Source organism: Comamonas sp. w2-DMI, assembly GCF_040187735.1.
GTDB classification, from domain to species: Bacteria; Pseudomonadota; Gammaproteobacteria; order Burkholderiales; family Burkholderiaceae_C; genus Comamonas; species Comamonas terrae.
This window is the reverse complement of the sequence record NZ_JBANEL010000016.1, coordinates 102,716-117,952: the sequence shown is the minus strand read 5'-3', so window position 1 is coordinate 117,952 and position 15,237 is coordinate 102,716. Positions and strand designations below refer to the sequence as shown.

The window sequence follows — 15,237 nt, the reverse complement described above, 5'->3', positions numbered from 1 at the left end:
ATGAACGCGCCGTCGCACCCCCGCCCGACACCACTGTCCTGGCGCACGGGACTGGCCTATGGCGGCCTGGCGGCGCCGCTGGCCTTTGTGTCGCTGCCTTTGTACGTCACCTTGCCCCATCACTACGCCGCGGTGGCAGGGGCACCGCTGGCTGGCCTCGGTGCCGTGCTGCTCGCCACCCGCGCGCTCGATGCCGTGCTGGATCCCGCCCTGGGGCGCATGGCCGATCGCCTTCTGCATCGCGGATCGGGCCCGGCCTGGTTCGCGGCGGCGCTGGGCAGCGTGCTCATGGCCTTGGGTTTCGCCGCGCTGTGGCACCCGCCCGCCGGAGGTCCCGGCCGGTTGCTGGGCTGGCTTTCTGCCAGCCTGCTGGTATGCACGCTGGCCTACAGCGCCGTGGGCATCTTGCACCAGGCCTGGGGCACGCGCTGGGGGGGGCGATCCTGCATGGCGCACGCGGGTGACGGCCTGGCGGGAAGGCGCCACCCTTGCCGGCGTGGTGCTGGCCAGCGTGCTGCCTGCATGGCTGGGCCATGATGCAACCAGCAGTGTGCTCGCGGCAGGGCTTGCCCTGGGCCTTGCAGGACTGCATCGCCTGCGTGGACCCGCTGCAGCACCGGCATTCACCGGGCAGCCGCGCGGAGCCAGCGCGCGGCCGGCACCCTGGGCAGATGCAGGTTTCCGCCGCCTGCTGTCGGTCTTCATGCTCAATGGCGTAGCCGCTGCCATACCCGCCACCCTCTTGCCGTTCTTCGTGGCGGACCGGTTGCACGCACAGGAATTGCAGCCGCTGTTTCTGCTGTGCTATTTCGGCGCCGCCGCTGCAGGTCTGCCGCTGTGGGTCACGGCAGTCTCCCGCTGGGGCCTGGCACCCAGCTGGCGTGCAGGCATGCTGGCGAGCGTCATCGCCTTTTGCTTCACGCCCTGGCTCGGGGCGGGCGATGGCGGGGCTTTCGCCGCCATCTGCCTTGTCAGCGGACTGGCCCTGGGAGCGGATCTGGCGCTTCCCGGCGCTTTGCTGACCGGAGTGATCCACGAGTCGGGGCAGGGCGGTTCGGGTGAAGGCCGTTATCTGGGCTGGTGGGCCTGCGCCGCCAAGCTCAATCTGGCGTTGGCGGCCGGGTTGGGCCTGCCGCTTCTTTCCGCTGCGGGCTATCGCAGCGGCACAACCGATCCTGCCGGCTTGCAGGCACTGGCATGGGCCTACGCAGGCCTGCCCTGCCTGCTCAAACTGATGGCTGCGGCGTGCCTCTGGCGTGCCGAGCGCCTGCACATGTCCTGGAGGTTGATATGAAGTCCATGGTAAGCACTCGTTCTTTCCTGCCCTTGCGGCGTGCCGGGGTGTGGCTGGCGCTCATGGGAATGCTGGCCGGCTGCGCGGGCCCGTCGGTCCAGGAATATGCTCGGGAGCGCCCCGAACTGGATCTGCGCCAGTACTTCAATGGACCGCTGGTGGCGCATGGAGTGTTCACGGACCGCTCCGGAAAAGTGGTGAAGCGCTTCACCGTGCGCATGACGGGCCGCTGGAGCGGCAACGAAGGCACGCTCGACGAGCATTTTGTCTACAGCGACGGCAGCACTCAGCAGCGCATCTGGCATCTGAAGTACCTGGGCGAAGGCCGCTACACCGGGCGTGCCGACGATGTGGTGGGAGAGGCGCGCGGCCAGAGTGCCGGCAATGCCTTCCATTGGAACTATGTGCTGGCCCTGCCGGTGAACGGAAAGGTCTGGAACGTCAGCATGGATGACTGGATGTACTTGATGGATGGGCGCACCATGCTCAACCGCGCGGCAATGAGCAAGTTCGGCATCCATCTGGGGGACGTGACGCTGTCCTTCACCAGGGAGTAGCCGCCATGTCGCTGCTGAACGCCAGGCTCAATCCGCCGATGGCCCGCTGGCAGGGGAAATGCGCCTGGATTGTCGGTGCCTCTTCAGGCATAGGGAAGGCCACTGCCGAGGCCCTTCATGCCGAGGGCGCCCGTGTGATCGTATCGGCCAGGGATGCCGCTGCACTGCAGGCATTCGCCGCAGGCCATCCCGGATGCGTGGCCTTGCCGCTGGATGTGACCCGGCCCGAAACCGTGGCGGAGGCCGCCCGGGCCGTGCAGGCCCATGCAGGAAGAGCGCCGGATCTGGTCTTGTATTGCGCGGGCCTTTACCGGCCCCTGCGCGCCACCGAGTTCGACCTTGCCGAAATGCAGCATCATCTGGCGGTCAACTATGTCGGTGCCCTGCAGTTGCTGGATGCCGTGCTTCCGATGCTGCTGGAGGCCGGCCACGGCCACCTGGCCCTGGTGGGCAGTGTGGCCGGTTACCGGGGGCTGCCGATGTCGCTGGCCTACGGTCCCACCAAGGCCGCGCTCAACAATCTGGCCGAGAACCTGTATCTCGACCTGCATCCGCGGGGGGTGGGTGTTTCCATCGTGAACCCGGGCTTCGTCGAGACGCCGCTGACGGCGCAGAACCGCTTTCGCATGCCTGCGCTCATCACTCCCGAAGAAGCCGCGCGGCACATGCTGCAGGGCTGGGCCCAGGGCCATTTCGAAATGAACTTTCCGCGGCGCTTCACGCGCTGGATGCGGCTTCTGCGCTGTCTGCCCGACGGCTGGTACTTTTCTGCCGTGCGCCGCATCACGGGAGCCTGACCGGCCGTTGCGCCCGGAAGCCGCCTTCGAGCTTGCTCCCGGTCAAGAGGCAGCAGCTGCGGGCGCTGTGATCGGAGGCGAAGCGCGTATATTGCAGCGATCAGGGGCAAGGGAGCTTTTCTATGAGCGACAGCCGGGCAGGGCTGCTGGCGCAGCAGGCATGGCACGAGGACGGCGTGCACTTCCTGCGTGCCGTGACCGATATGGCGGACCGCCGTCGCGTGGTGGCAGTCCAGGCCATCTATACCGACAAGGGCGTCAAGCTGCTGGACAAGGGGGCTCGCATCGACAGCCGTGTTTATGCGCGTCTGGTGGAGCACAAGCTGCGCGATCCTGTCGAAAAATATCTGAGCGTGGATGGTTGCGTGGACGTGCAGGAGATCGGGGCCCGTGCCATGGACCAGATCGAAACCATGGAGCTGATGCGCCGCATGGCACGGGCGCTGGACGGGGCGCAGCGCCTGCTGGCGCCGGTGCGCCAGATCGTGCTGCCGCCGCAGCTGGCCTTCAAGCTCACGGTCATGCGCGAGCAGCGTCCCGGCCTGTTCGCGCACAGCATCCAGATGATGCTGGTGGCCGTGTACCTGGCACAAAAGAATGGCTGGAGCGGGCACGACTGCGCTTTGCTGGCTGCGGCGGCGTTGCTGCATGACGTGGGCATGCTCCATATGGATCCGGCCTGGACAGACACCGAGCATTGGCTGACGGGTACCGAGCGGCGGCATCTGGTCGCGCACTCGGTCACGGGCATGCTCATCGTCCGCAGCTGCGGCGTCTATCCCCAGGCGGTGGAAATGGCGGTGCTGGACCATCATGAGCGCATGGATGGTTCAGGCTACCCGCGCGGCAGCCGGGGCGACGCGATATCGACAATGGGACAGGTGCTGTTGCTGGCCGAGGTGGTCGCGGCCTTTTACGACAAATTCCGGGACCTGCCCGGCCAGCGGCTGTCGCTGATGCTTCGGATGAACCATCGCTGCTATCCGGCGCATCTGGTACGCCACGTCTTGCCGCTGCTGTACGACGAAAGCGCGCCGGGCGCCCCGTTGCAGCCGTTGCAGGCCGAGTTCACGTACAACGTGACGGCTCTGTCGGCGGTCTTTCAGCTGTGGCGCACGCTGAGCCGGCAGTTTCCCGAGCGCTGGCAGGACATGCCCGATCACCAGGCGGCCATCTTCATCGACTCCAGCCTGAGGGGGCTGCAAAAGCAGCTGGCCGAAGCCGGCCTGCATCCGGGCCAGCAGTCCGAGCTGCTGGCTTTCCTGCAGGACGATGCACTGGGCATGGGGGAGCTGGCCCTGGTCAGCCGGGAAGCCCGATGGCAGCTGCAGGCCATTGTCAATGCATGCCTGCACCGCTGGCCCGACACCGGTGCGCGCAGGCATGCGTTGGATGCTGCCGTCATGGAGTGGTGCGAGGCCAGCCTGCGGATCGATGCCGTGCCACCGCTGCAGGAGCCTGCGGGCAACGCATAGCGTGCCATGGCGCCTGCAAGCACGTGTGGGCGGCCCCGTTCCTGGGACGCTGCTTTGCAGTCAGGGTATTCACCCGCTTTGTGGGCAGCAATGGATTTGATAGCTGCCAGCGCTTTCCGATAGGCGATACTAGGCATGTTTGACCTACAAAAAGACACAGTCTTTCAGGCCGGGCACATGTCTTATTTGTAATCAAATGATAATTTTGTATATTTTGTGTACGAAACTATCCGCGTACCAAGCCTTGGGAAAGTCCGCATGAACGAGAAGATGGCGCAAAGTCCGCAGTCGGATAGCGTCGAATGGCGCGATGACGGTGTGCATTATCTGCGTGCCGTCACCGACATGGCCGATCACTGCCTGGTGGTGACCAACGAGGCGATCTATACGCACAAAGGCATCAAGCTCGTGGAAAAGGGACTGCGCATCGACAGCCGCATGTACGAGCGACTGGCCCTGTACCCCCTGCGCTATCCGGTGGACTGGCATCTGAGCACGGACCATCTCGTCGATGTGGCCGAGCTGGAGGCCACGGCACGGGAGCAATGCCGGACCGTGGAGCTGCTCCAGCGTCTGGTGCGCTCCATCGGGGATGCCGAGCGCCTGCTGGCGCCGGTCCGCGGCATCGTGCTGGCGCCGCGCATCGCCTTCAAGCTCACCGTCATGCGCGAGCAGCGCCACGAGCTGTTCATCCACAGCCTGCAGATGAGCATGGTGGCCATTTATCTGGCGCTGCAAAGCGGCAGGACCGAGCGCGAATGCGTGCCCCTGGCCACGGCGGCGCTGCTGCACGACCTGGGCATGCTGTACATGGACCCTGCCTGGACCGATGCCAGCTACCGGCTCACGGGCGAGGAGCGCAAGCAGCTGGTGGCGCATTCGGTCACCTCCATGCTGATGGTGCGCAGCGCCGACACCTATTCGCAGGCGGTGGAGCTGGCCATCCTCGAGCACCACGAGCGCATGGACGGCTCGGGCTATCCGCGCGGCGTGCAGGGCCGCAATATCTCCGCCATGGGTCAGGTGCTGATGCTGGCCGAGGTCATCGCTGCCTTCTTCGAGAAATTCCCCGAGCTGCCTGGCCAGCGCCTGTCGCTGATGCTGCGCATGAACCACCAGCGCTACCCCGCGCCACTGGTGCAGATCATCCTGCCGCTGCTGTATGACGAAATCGAACCAGGCATGCCGCTGCCGCCCCTGCAGGCCGAGGTCGGCCACAGCGTGAACGCGCTGGCCGCGGCGTTCCAGATGTGGGCCACGCTCAGCCAGGCCTTTCCCGCGCTGTGGCAGAGCATGCCGGACCACCAGGCCGCGGTCTTTGTGGACGCCGGCATAGGCCAGCTGCAGAAACAGCTGGCCGAGGCGGGCGCGCATCCCGACCAGCAGACCGACCTGTGGAGCTGCCTGCGGGACGATGCGCAGGGCATGAAGGAGCTGGCCCTGGTCAACCGCGAGGCGCTGTGGCAGCTGCAGTCCATCGTCGACAAATGCCTGCAGCAATGGCCGTCCGTGAGCCGGCGCGAGAACGCCGTGGATGCGGCCGTGGCTCAGTGGTGCGAGGCCTGCATGCAGATCCAGCCGGACCAGTCCGCGCAGATGCCGCCCGTGCTGCAGGCACCCTGAGCCGGGCGGCAGAGCACGACCGTTCAAGCGATGCCGGCCATGCCGGCATTTTTCATGCCTGCGCCGGCTTTGCTGGCTGCAAAAGCCGAATAACTGTATATTTATACAGTTACCGGGATTTTGCATGCCTGCTCTTTCTTCCATCGCCTTGCCGCCTCTGCCCCAGGAGCCTGGAGGCCGGACTGCGGCCGCCATGCCCCAGGTGGCGGGCGTCTGGCGCGGCTCGGACTGGCATGAGAGAGGCGGCGGCAGGGCCTGGCCCACGGGCTATGGCGTACTGGATGCCGAACTGCCCGGCGGCGGTTGGCCGGCCAATGCGCTGATCGAAGTGCTGCAGCCCGCGCATGCCCATGCCGAATGGCCGCTGCTGCTGCCGGCGCTGGCGGCCCGCATGCAGGAAGGCAAGGCCCGGGCGGCCGGGGGCGGCCACCGGCGGCTGGTGCTGGTGGCGCCGCCTTTTCTGCCGTTCATGCCGGCCCTGCAGGCTGCGGGCATAGCGCCCGAGCGCCTGTGCTGCGTGCAGAAGGCGGCGGATGCCAGGGCCGCCTCCTGGAACGTCGACCTGGCCTGGGCCTGCGAGCAGGCGCTGCATTGCCGGGATGTGCTGGCCGTGCTGGCCTGGCTGCCCGATCTGCCGGTGCCCGTGCTGCGGCGCCTGCAACTGGCCGCCGCTTCCCAGGGGCGGCCGCTGTGGCTGTGGGGCGGACTGGAGGCAAGCCGGCGCAGCTCGCCCGCGGCCCTGCGCCTGCAGCTCGAAATTGCAGAGGACTGCAGGCTGCAGGTGCGCCTGCTCAAGCGCAAGGGCCCGGCACTGGAAAAGGCCTTGCTGCTGCCCCGCACCTCCTGGGGCTGGCTGCCCGTCATGCAGGCCCAGGCCATGCGCCAGGCCGCGCAGCACAGGGAAGCCGCTTTGCTGCTGCACGGGCACTCGGTGGGCGGACGCCCGGCCACAGCGGCGGCTGCCGCGCATGCGGGCGCATAGCGGAGCAGGGAGGCGGCATGGACGGCATGGAGCGGCACTGGATTGCATGGCCCCACGGGCAGGGGACGGCTGCGGCGGGCGGGCAGGAGGCTGGCAGCGATGCGCTGTTCAGCGCCGCCTGCTGGGCCTTGCAGTTTTCCCCGCGCGTGGTGGTGCTCGAAGAAGCCGTGCTGATGGAAACCGCCAGCGTGCTGCGCCTGTGGGGCGGACTGGACGCGCTGGTCGATGCGGTGCGGCAGCAGTGGCAGATGCATGCCCCGGCGCAGCCGCCGGACTTTGTCTGGGCGCAGGGCGCCACGGCCTGGCTGGCATTGGCGCGGCTGCGGCTGGCGCAGCGCTTTCCTGCTGCAAGGCCGGCCCTGGTGGGGGCCGATGCGCTGCCGCTGTGGACGCTGTCCGCGCTGCAGCCGCATATGCCGGTGCTGCAGCGCCTGGGCTGCCGCTCTTGGGGCGATGTGCGGGCCCTGCCGCGCGCGGGCCTGGCGCGCCGCATGGGCGCAGCATCCATGAAGGTGCTGGACCAGGCCTATGGGCTGCTGCCCGAAGCCCATGAATGGCTGAGCTGGCCCGAGCGTTTCGTCCTGCGGCACGACCTCGGCTATCCGGCCCATGATGCGGCGGCCGTGCTGCAGGCGGCCCGGCCCCTGCTGCGCTCGCTGCAGCTGTGGCTGCAGGCCCGCCACCATGGCGTGCTGGCCCTGCAGCTGCGCTGGCACCATGATCTGCGGCGCATGGACGGAGAGGCGCTGCCGCCCTGGGATGCGCTGGAGATCCGCACGGCGCAGCCCACGCAGGCCATGGCCCATCTGGAGCGGCTGCTGCGCGAGCGCATCGCGCGCCTGAGCTGGCGCGCACCCGTGGACATGCTGGAGCTGCAGGCGCCGGAAACCACGGCCTTTGCGGCCGAGGCGCTGAGCTGCCTGCCGCCGTCCCTGCAGGATGGGCAGGACGGACCGGCAAGCACGCGGGACGGCGTGGGGGCTGCGTCGCTGCAATGGCATGAATGGGTGGAGCGGGTCGGCGCGCGCTGGGGCGAGGATTGCGTGCAGATTCCCTTGCCCTGTGCCGACCACCGGCCCGAGGCCATGCAGCAATGGATCCCTGCCGCAGCGGCACCGCCGGAGCATGCCGCTGCGAGGCGAAGCTCCGCTGCGGGCTGCGCCGATCCCTGGCAGGGGCTGTGGCCCCCTTGGCTGCTGCCGCAGCCCAGGCCGCTGCCGCTGGAGAGCAACCGTCCCTGCTGGCACGGGCCGCTGCAGCTGCGCGCCGGTCCCTACCGGCTGGAGGCGGGCTGGTGGGACGAGGAGGGCGCAGCCGCGGTACGCGACTATTTCGTAGGCTACAACGAGGCGGTAGGCCATGTCTGGATCTACCGCGAGCGGGTCCAGCTGCCTGTCCGCGGGGCCGGGGCGGGCGGCGCATCCGGGCCATCGGTGGCCTGGTACGGGCAGGGCGTATATGGCTGAGCAGGCCGCCGTTTGGGACCGTCCTGCGGTCCGGCTGGCTTCTCCACCGGTGCCGCCGCCGGGAGACATGCCTGCGCCGCCCGGTGCCTGGGGCGCAGGCCATGGGCCGCTGGCCTATGCCGAGCTGCATTGCCTGTCGCATTTCAGCTTTCTGCGCGGCGCTTCCTCGCCCGAGGAACTGGTGCAGCGCGCCAAGAGCCTGGGCTATGCGGCGCTGGCGCTGACCGACGAATGCTCGGTGGCCGGTGCCGTGCGCGCCTACGAGGCGGCCAGGGACTGCGGCCTGACGCTGATCCACGGCAGCGAATTCGCCCTCGCCGATCAGGAGGGTGCGCGCATCGTGGTGCTGGCGCGCGACCTCGCGGGCTGGGGCGACCTGTGCGAATTCATCTCCGCCGCGCGCGGCCGCAGCGGCAAGGGCGGCTATGTGGTGGATGCCCGCAGTCCCTGGCAGGCGCTGGCGCGCAGCTGCGAATGCATTGTGCTGCCCCGGCGGGAGGTGCTTGGTGCTTCCGATCTGGAAGCGGTCCGCGCTTGCGTGCAAAGCGTTTCGGCCTATTTTGCCCAGGAATGCCCGCAGGCCGGCATCTGGCTGGGCGTGGAGCTGCACCTGGCGCCCGACGACAGCCTGTGGCTGCAGACCCTGCAGCAGGTGGGCGCGGCGCTGGGGATTCCGCTGGTGGCCTGCGGCGATGTGCACATGCATGCGCGCTCGCGCAAACCGCTGCAGGACGTGGCCACCGCCATACGCCTGGGACGGCCGGTGGCCGAATGCGGCTTTGCGCTGCAGCCCAATGCGGAACGCCACCTGCGCTCGCGCCTGCGGCTGGCGAGCCTGTACCCCAAGGCCTTGCTGGAGGCCACGCTGCGCCTGGCGGCGCGCTGCCGCTTCACGCTCGACGAGATCCGCTACCACTACCCGCAGGAAAGCGTGCTGCCCGGCATGGATGCACGACAGACCCTGGCCTGGCACACCTGGCAGGGCGCGGCGGGCCGCTATCCGCAAGGCATTCCGCAGAAGGTGCAGGAGCAGCTGCACAAGGAGCTGGACCTGATTGCCGAGTGCCGCTACGAGATGTACTTCCTCACCGTGCACGACATCGTGCGCTATGCGCGCAGCGAAGGCATTCTGTGCCAGGGCCGGGGCTCTGCCGCCAATTCGGCGGTCTGCTACTGCCTGGGCATCACCGAGGTCAGCCCCGAGGGCAAGCACCTGCTGTTCGAGCGCTTCATCAGCCGCGTGCGCGGCGAGCCGCCCGACATCGACGTGGATTTCGAGCATGCGCGCCGCGAGCAGGTGATCCAGTACATCTACACCAAGTACGGGCGCGAGCGCGCGGCGCTCACGGCCGTGGTCAGCTGCTGGCGCAGCCGCAGCGCCCTGCGTGACGTGGGCAAGGCGCTGCGCATCCCCCCGCCGCTGGTGGATGCGCTGGCCAAGGGCCAGTACTGGTTCAGCGAAACAGCGGAGCAGGGGGCTGGCGCCGAGGCAGAGGGCGAACAGGACCTGCCCGAGCCCCGACCCGAAGCACTTCCCGACGACTGGGTGGAACGCAAGTTCCTCGAAGCCCAGGCCCTGGCCAAGGCCCAGTCCAATGCGTTGACGCCGCGCCAGCTGCGGCTCTGGATCGAGCTGGCCTGGCAGCTCAAGGACAGCCCCCGGCACCTGAGCCAGCATGTGGGCGGCTTTGTGCTGACCGATGGCAAGCTCACGCGCCTGGTGCCCGTGGAGCCGGCGGCCATGAAGGACCGCTCGGTCATCCAGTGGGACAAGGACGACCTGGATGCCATGGGCCTGCTCAAGGTCGATGTGCTGGCCCTGGGCATGCTCACCGTGCTGCGCCACAGCCTGGACGAGCGCGCGGCCTGGCGCGGCGAGCGCTGGAGCCTGGCCCAGATTCCGCCGGAGGATGCGGCCACCTACGCCATGATCCAGCGCGCCGATACCGTGGGCACCTTCCAGATCGAGAGCCGTGCGCAGATGAGCATGCTGCCGCGCCTGCGGCCCGAGACGCTGTACGACCTGGTGGTGGAGGTGGCCATCGTGCGGCCCGGGCCTATCCAGGGCGGCATGGTCCACCCCTATCTGCAGGCCCGCGAACGCCGGCGGCGCGGCGAGCCGCTGGTGCTGGAACGCTCGCGTTTCGAAAAACCGGACGAGAAGGCCGCACTGGAGGATGCGCTGGAGCGCACGCTGGGCGTGCCCATCTTCCAGGAGCAGGTCATGCAGATCGCCATGGTGGCGGCGGGCTTCACGCCCGACCAGGCCGATGCGCTGCGCCGCTCCATGGCCGCCTGGAAGCGCAAGGGCGGCGTGCACCGCTTCGAGCGGCCGCTGATCGACGGCATGGTCGCGCGCGGCTACCGGCTGGAGTTTGCCCAGGCCATCTTCAGGCAGATGCAGGGCTTTGGCGAATACGGCTTTCCGGAAAGCCATGCCTACAGCTTTGCCTCGCTGGCCTACGCCAGCGCCTGGCTCAAGCGGCACGAGCCGGCCATCTTCCTGCAGGCCCTGCTCAACGCCCAGCCCATGGGCTTTTACTCGCCCTCGCAACTGGTGCAGGATGCGCGCCGCCACGGCGTGCGCGTGCTGCCCGTGGACGTGCGCCACAGCCATTGGGATTGCACGCTCGAAGAGCCGCTGCAGCCCGTGCCCGGCGTACAGGCGCTGCAGCCCGCCGTGCGCCTGGGCATGCGCCTGGTGGCGAACCTGGGCGAGGCCGCGGCGCTGCGCATCGAGGCGCAGCGCGCCCAGGCGCCATGGGCCGGCACGCAGGACCTGGCCTTGCGCGCCGGCCTGAGCCCGGGCGACCTGCGGGCCCTGGCCGCCGCCGATGCCCTGAGCGGCCTGTCCGGCCACCGGCGCCAGCAGATGTGGGATGCGGCGGCGCATGCCGCGCTGCCGCCCCTGTTTGCCGGTGTGCCCGTGAACGAAGGCTCGGTGCAGCTGGCCGAGGCGCCCGAGGGCGAAGAAATCCTGCACGACTACGAAGCCACGGGCCTGACCCTGCGCCGCCACCCGCTGGCCCTGCTGCGCGAGCGCCTGGCCCGCCACGGCATGCGCACGGCCGTGGAGCTGCGCAACGCCCTGCCGGGCCAGAAGGTGCGGGCCTGCGGCATCGTCACCGTGCGCCAGCGCCCGCCCACGGCCGGCGGCACGCTGTTCATCACGCTGGAGGACGAAACCGGCGTGGTCAACCTGGTGGTCTGGGCCAGGGCCTTTGCGCGCTGGCAGGCTGCCCTGCTCGGATCGCGCCTGCTGGCGGTGGAGGGCGTCTGGCAAAGCAGCGCGAACTGGTCGCGCGATGCCGATGAGGAATTTGAGCGAAATTCGCCTGAAACCCAGAAGGAAAAAGCGCCGGCAGCTCATCATTTGGTAGTGCAACGGGCCAGGGACATGACGGCCTGGCTGGGGCGGCTGGCGGGCGCCGGGCTGAGCAGCCGGGATTTCCATTGAGCTGCTGGCTGCCGATGGGCGCCCTGGAGATCTCGCCGGTGTGCAAGGCCGAGGATGGGCGGGCGGCATCCGGCCGGGACTCGCCCCGGCAGGCGAGACCCGATGTCTGTTGCCGGCGGCGTGCAGCCCAGGCAGGGCCATGGGCCCATGACCCTGGCCGCAGTGCCATCGCGCCTGCCGCTATACTGCCCGCCCCGATGAGAAAGCAGGATTTCCTGTCATGCGTTTGAAGAATTCTTTGGTGTACCTGGGGCTGGCCGGTCTGGCTGCCCTGTCCGGCTGCGGCAGCAACCCGCCCGTCAAATCGGCGGCTCCCGAGGCCACGCCCACAGCGCCCGCGCCCGGCGTTGCGCCGGTCAGGATCGGCGTCGCCCTGGGCGGCGGTGCAGCCAAGGGCTTTGCCCATATCGGCGTGATCAAGATGCTGGAGGCCAACGGCTTCACGCCCGCCGTGGTGGCCGGCACCAGCGCGGGCAGCGTGGTCGGTGCGCTGTATGCCAGCGGCATGAACGCCTTCGAGCTGCAGGAAAAGGCCGTGGCCCTGGATGAGGCCAAAATTCGCGACCTGCAGCTGTCCTCGGGCGGCCTGGTGCTGGGCCAGAAGCTCGAGGACTATGTGAACGAGCAGGTACAGCGCAAACCCCTGGAGCAACTGGCCAAGCCCTTTGTGGCCGTGGCCACCCGGCTGGAGGACGGCGAGCGCACCGTGTTCGCCCGCGGCAACACGGGCCAGGCCGTGCGCGCCTCCAGCAGCGTGCCGGGCGTGTTCCAGCCCGTGAGCATCGGCAAGTCCCACTATGTCGACGGCGGCATCACCAGTCCCGTTCCCGTGGATGCGGCGCGCCAGCTGGGCGCCGACATCGTGATCGCCGTGGACATCTCCAACAAGGCGCGCGGCAAGACGCCCGAGAACATGCTGGGCGCCCTGGGCCAGTCGATTGCCATCATGGGGCAGAAGCTGGGCCAGGCCGAGCTGGCGCGTGCCGACATCACCATCCGCCCCAAGGTGCTCGATATCGGGCCTGCCGATTTCAGCCAGCGCGCCAGCGCCATCGTGGAGGGCGAGAAGGCTGCGATGGCGGTCATGCCCAGGATCCGCGAGCGCGTGGCCCAGCTGCAGGCCGAGCGCGCCAAGGCCGCGAGCCTGGCGCAGCAGCAGGCGGCCGAAGCCCGGCACCAGGCCTGCCTGGACAACCGCTCCAGCCTGCAAAAGCTCGCGGGCATGGCAGGCCTGGACGGCGCCTGCGCCCATCCCTGAGCACGCGTTTCTTAGCACGACTCCACACCCTCCGCGATGTGGCGCTCAGGGGCACGCTCTCACTTTGCGTGAACCTGGGTCAGCAGCTGCCTGCAGTTCACATCGTCCTCGGCCGCCGGCACGGTCAGCGGCACCAGGGCCAGGGCCACGGGCGCTGCAACCACGGCCGCCACGGCCGCGCCGGCGCGCGCCAGCAGCGGGCCCGCTTCCAGGCCCACGTCGGGCTGGGCAAAGCTGCCGCGCACATACAGCGGCGTGCGCAGCGAGAAGAACTTCCACTTGAGCGACTCGGGCACGATGCGCAGATCCAGGGTTTCCTTCGCCAGGTTGACCTGGCCGGTCGCCTGCACGATGGCCTCGGTCGTGGCCAGCTTGGCGATGCGGGGCGTGGCCAGGCCGTTTTGCACATTGAAGTCGGCCACGGCGCAGCGCAGCTGCACTTCCTTGTCGGTGCCGAACAGCTTGGCCACGATGACGGAGCCCAGGTTCAGGCCCGCCAGATCGAGCAGCTGGCGGCTGAAGGAGCCTTCTCGCACATAGAGCCGGATCGAACCGTCGCCCGAGCCCAGCCACTGGGCCACGGATTCGCCGCGGCCCTGCATGGACATGGCACCGTCCAGGCTGCCCAGGCTTTTCTTCATGGCCTCGACCTTGGGAAACAGCGCCGACAGCCGCAGCCCGCTGACCTGGCCCTTGAGCTGCGCCCTGACGGGCCTGGCATGGCTGTCCACCGTGGCGTCCAGGGTCAGCGTGCCCTGGGCCAGGCCGAACTTGAGCGGCGACAGCACGAGCTTGCCGTTGTCGAGCACGGCATGCACGCTCAGATTCTGCAGCGGCAGCGCTTCGGGGCGCAGGATATGGTCGCCGGCATAGCGCAGGTCCAGGTCCATGGCATCCCAGTTGGCGGTCTCGAAGCGGGTCTGCGGCAACACCTTGCCGTTGACGGCCTTGGGCTTGCTGCTGCCTGAGGGGGCAGCGCCGATCACGGGGCCCAGGTCGACCAGCCGCAGCTGCCTGGAAGCAAGCTCGCCGCTGAGCCGGGGCCGGGGCTGGCCCGAGACATAGTGCAGATCGCCGCGCAGGTCGCTCTGGCCGACCTTGCCCTGGAACTTGCGGTAATCCCACACGGCCTTGCCGGGCTGCAGGCTGCCGATCAGGTGGCCGCTGGTCTCGAAGGGCGGGGTGGGCGGCAGCAGCAGGCCGGTGAGCGGGAACAGGTCGGCCATGCTGTTGCCGCGCAGCCGCACTTCGAAGTCCAGTCCGTCCAGCGCCTTGGGATTGTCCAGAAAGCCCTCGGCCTGGGCCTGGATGCTGCCGGCGCGCGCGGACAAGCGCAGAGGGAAATGCAGCTTGTCCCGGCGCAGGTCCAGCACCGGCCCGGTCAGGCCCTGGGCCTGGATCTGCGCCTTGCCCATATGGCCGACCAGGCCGAAGCGCAGGCCGTAGGGATGGTCCTCGCTGACGGGCCTGCGCAGGCTGTCCACGCGTGCGCGCATGGCCAGGTTCTTGACGCCGTCGGCCCAGCCCAGCACGCCGTGGCGTATGCGCAGCTGGCCCAGCTCCACGCTCCAGCGCGGGCCGCTGCTTTCGGGGGAGTGGAAAGTCCAGTTGTTGTCCCCGCCAGGCTTGCGCGCCAGCACGATGTCGGGCGCTTCCAGCACCACCTGGTCGAGCTGCACATGGCGGGCCATGAGCGGCCACAACCGCAGGCTGGCCGTGGCGCGTGCCGCCGTGGCCATGGTTTCCGGCGTGCGCTCGGGCGGCTGTTCCTGGGCCGGGGCAATGGCGTCGGCATCCGCGTCACCTGCAGACGGTGGGACGGAAGCTGCTTTTCCTGTGCCGGGCAGCCGGCCCGCGTTGAGCTCCCGGGGCACGGCGGGCAGGGCAGGCAGCTCGCTGCCGTTCTTTTCCGGTGCCTCCGGCACCCGCCAGCCCGGCGGCTGCCCAGGCGCAGATTGGTGGCAATGACGGTCACGCCCGGAATCCAGTGGCGCCAGCCGTCATCGAGCGGCTGGGGCCAGGTCCAGCGCAGCTGCAGGTCGCCATCGACGGCGAATTCCCGGCCCGTGGCGGTGCTGACCCTCTCGTTCACCCAGGGCTTGAAGCGGTTCCAGTCCATCAGCGCGATGGTGGCGGCCACGGCCAGCACGAGCACCACCAGCGTGCCCAGCACGGCAGCCAGCAGGCGCAGCCACAGCCGGGGCCTGGCGCGCGAGGAGGCGGGGGCAGAGGTGGCCGGGGCGGCCGGGTGTTGTGCGGTATCGTCCATGGGTCATTCAGCCTGTGAAGGCCCATGCTAGCGGTCTATGGGCTGCACGAATACCTTGC

At 68.9% G+C, this 15,237-nt stretch carries 8 protein-coding genes and 2 pseudogenes; 9 read left to right on the top strand and 1 reads right to left on the bottom strand.

Annotated features, from left to right (window positions below):
- The 9 genes and pseudogenes from V8Z74_RS17010 to V8Z74_RS16970 all read left to right on the top strand — a co-directional run bounded on the left by V8Z74_RS17010 (position 1) and on the right by V8Z74_RS16970 (position 12,909).
- Positions 1-1,294, top strand: a pseudogene (locus V8Z74_RS17010) (MFS transporter).
- Positions 1,291-1,851, top strand: coding sequence for a DUF3833 domain-containing protein (locus tag V8Z74_RS17005; protein ID WP_349710293.1), 561 nt, complete (start codon positions 1,291-1,293; stop codon positions 1,849-1,851). The pseudogene V8Z74_RS17010 and the gene V8Z74_RS17005 overlap by 4 nt, the downstream one beginning before the upstream one ends.
- A gap of 5 nt (positions 1,852-1,856) precedes the next feature.
- Complete coding sequence (locus tag V8Z74_RS17000; RefSeq protein WP_349710292.1) at positions 1,857-2,648, top strand: SDR family NAD(P)-dependent oxidoreductase; 792 nt, start codon at positions 1,857-1,859, stop codon at positions 2,646-2,648.
- A 122-nt stretch (positions 2,649-2,770) separates the two neighbouring features.
- Positions 2,771-4,123 (top strand): HD-GYP domain-containing protein, encoded by a 1,353-nt coding sequence (locus tag V8Z74_RS16995; RefSeq protein ID WP_349710291.1) that lies wholly within the window; start codon positions 2,771-2,773, stop codon positions 4,121-4,123.
- Between the two features lie 258 nt (positions 4,124-4,381).
- Positions 4,382-5,746 carry an HD-GYP domain-containing protein gene (locus V8Z74_RS16990; protein WP_349710290.1) on the top strand — a complete coding sequence of 455 codons (1,365 nt, stop codon included), beginning with the start codon at positions 4,382-4,384 and terminating at the stop codon, positions 5,744-5,746.
- A 124-nt stretch (positions 5,747-5,870) separates the two neighbouring features.
- Positions 5,871-6,728: a translesion DNA synthesis-associated protein ImuA gene (gene imuA, locus V8Z74_RS16985; protein ID WP_349710288.1), complete on the top strand. Its 858-nt coding sequence runs from the start codon at positions 5,871-5,873 to the stop codon at positions 6,726-6,728.
- A gap of 17 nt (positions 6,729-6,745) precedes the next feature.
- A complete protein-coding gene (locus tag V8Z74_RS16980) occupies positions 6,746-8,194 on the top strand; it encodes a DNA polymerase Y subunit UmuC family protein (RefSeq protein WP_349710287.1) in 1,449 nt (482 codons plus the stop codon).
- Positions 8,187-11,651: a DNA polymerase III subunit alpha gene (gene dnaE, locus V8Z74_RS16975; protein WP_502879564.1), complete on the top strand. Its 3,465-nt coding sequence runs from the start codon at positions 8,187-8,189 to the stop codon at positions 11,649-11,651. The genes V8Z74_RS16980 and dnaE overlap by 8 nt, the downstream gene beginning before the upstream one ends.
- 220 nt (positions 11,652-11,871) lie before the next feature.
- Positions 11,872-12,909 (top strand): patatin-like phospholipase family protein, encoded by a 1,038-nt coding sequence (locus V8Z74_RS16970; RefSeq protein WP_349710285.1) that lies wholly within the window; start codon positions 11,872-11,874, stop codon positions 12,907-12,909.
- 59 nt (positions 12,910-12,968) lie between these two features.
- Here V8Z74_RS16970 and V8Z74_RS16965 read toward each other — a convergent pair.
- Positions 12,969-15,178: pseudogene (locus V8Z74_RS16965) on the bottom strand (AsmA family protein).
- Between the last annotated feature and the right edge of the window lie 59 nt (positions 15,179-15,237).

Excerpts from the sequence above, each read along its gene's own strand:
- V8Z74_RS17005 (WP_349710293.1), top strand. The coding sequence starts at position 1,291 with ATGAAGTCCATGGTAAGCACTCGTTCTTTCCTGCCCTTGCGGCGTGCC.
- V8Z74_RS17000 (WP_349710292.1), top strand. The coding sequence starts at position 1,857 with ATGTCGCTGCTGAACGCCAGGCTCAATCCGCCGATGGCCCGCTGGCAG.
- V8Z74_RS16995 (WP_349710291.1), top strand. The coding sequence starts at position 2,771 with ATGAGCGACAGCCGGGCAGGGCTGCTGGCGCAGCAGGCATGGCACGAG.
- V8Z74_RS16990 (WP_349710290.1), top strand. The coding sequence starts at position 4,382 with ATGAACGAGAAGATGGCGCAAAGTCCGCAGTCGGATAGCGTCGAATGG.
- imuA (WP_349710288.1), top strand. The coding sequence starts at position 5,871 with ATGCCTGCTCTTTCTTCCATCGCCTTGCCGCCTCTGCCCCAGGAGCCT.
- V8Z74_RS16980 (WP_349710287.1), top strand. The coding sequence starts at position 6,746 with ATGGACGGCATGGAGCGGCACTGGATTGCATGGCCCCACGGGCAGGGG.
- dnaE (WP_502879564.1), top strand. The coding sequence starts at position 8,187 with ATGGCTGAGCAGGCCGCCGTTTGGGACCGTCCTGCGGTCCGGCTGGCT.
- V8Z74_RS16970 (WP_349710285.1), top strand. The coding sequence starts at position 11,872 with ATGCGTTTGAAGAATTCTTTGGTGTACCTGGGGCTGGCCGGTCTGGCT.